The organism is Lentibacillus sp. L22, from assembly GCF_040812445.1.
Classification (GTDB): Bacteria; Bacillota; Bacilli; order Bacillales; family Amphibacillaceae; genus Lentibacillus_C; species Lentibacillus_C daqui.
This window is the reverse complement of sequence record NZ_JBFNXI010000113.1, coordinates 1-746: the sequence shown is the minus strand read 5'-3', so window position 1 is coordinate 746 and position 746 is coordinate 1. Positions and strand designations below refer to the sequence as shown.

The following is a 746-nucleotide window of genomic DNA, read 5'->3' as shown; positions in this document are numbered from 1 at the left end:
GAATATTCTGTCATATATTCCTTCTATAAAATTAAAAAAGAACAACGAGGGTTTAAAGGTAGCCCTTCATCCATTTTTTGAATTTTATATACTATTTAAATGAGTGGATCATAAACCAAGTTATCTAAATGAAAAATCTCTCCTAATTCATATTGTGCTAGGGTTTCTTCAAAGATTCGTTCGTGTTCTTGCCGCCGTCGTCCTCTAGATGTGCCTTCAGGTGGTTTAAACACTTCGGAAATAAAATTCGTCATTGATTTATCCCAGCAATCACGAATCCAGTGAAGCATCTCTAGTAGTGTGCCTTTATAGCTTATTCTGTTCTTCATAAGCAGTGTTAAACAGTACGTGATCATCGCTAGATAGAGCTGATTGTATACGGCATTTTCACTTTTTCCATACAACTTTTTGATTACAAGGTGTTGCTTTACCCATTTGAAAAATAATTCAATTTGCCAACGATTTCGGTAAAGGTCGCTTATTTCCTGTGCACTCACCTTTGCATCATTACACACGATTCTAATTTGATTCCCTTCACTATCTCGGGTCTCTACTAATTGCAGTTCATGCTTCATGTTTCCAATCTTTATAATCGCATGTCGAGTGATTGGAGAAGTATCGTCAACCGGCATTTCCTCGATGACATGCACAACAGTATTTGATTTAATTCGTGTCACAAAACGAATACCAGCTTTCGAGTAGGCTTCAAACTTTTCAAAGTTGAAATAGCCACGGTCGAACACATG

1 protein-coding gene is annotated in these 746 nt (G+C 36.9%); it reads right to left on the bottom strand.

Features of this window, described 5'->3' with window-relative positions; genetic code table 11:
- Positions 1–95: 95 nt before the first annotated feature.
- A partial coding sequence (locus ABRT01_RS18310) for an IS4 family transposase (RefSeq protein ID WP_367749210.1) occupies positions 96–746 on the bottom strand: 651 nt, incomplete at its 5' end.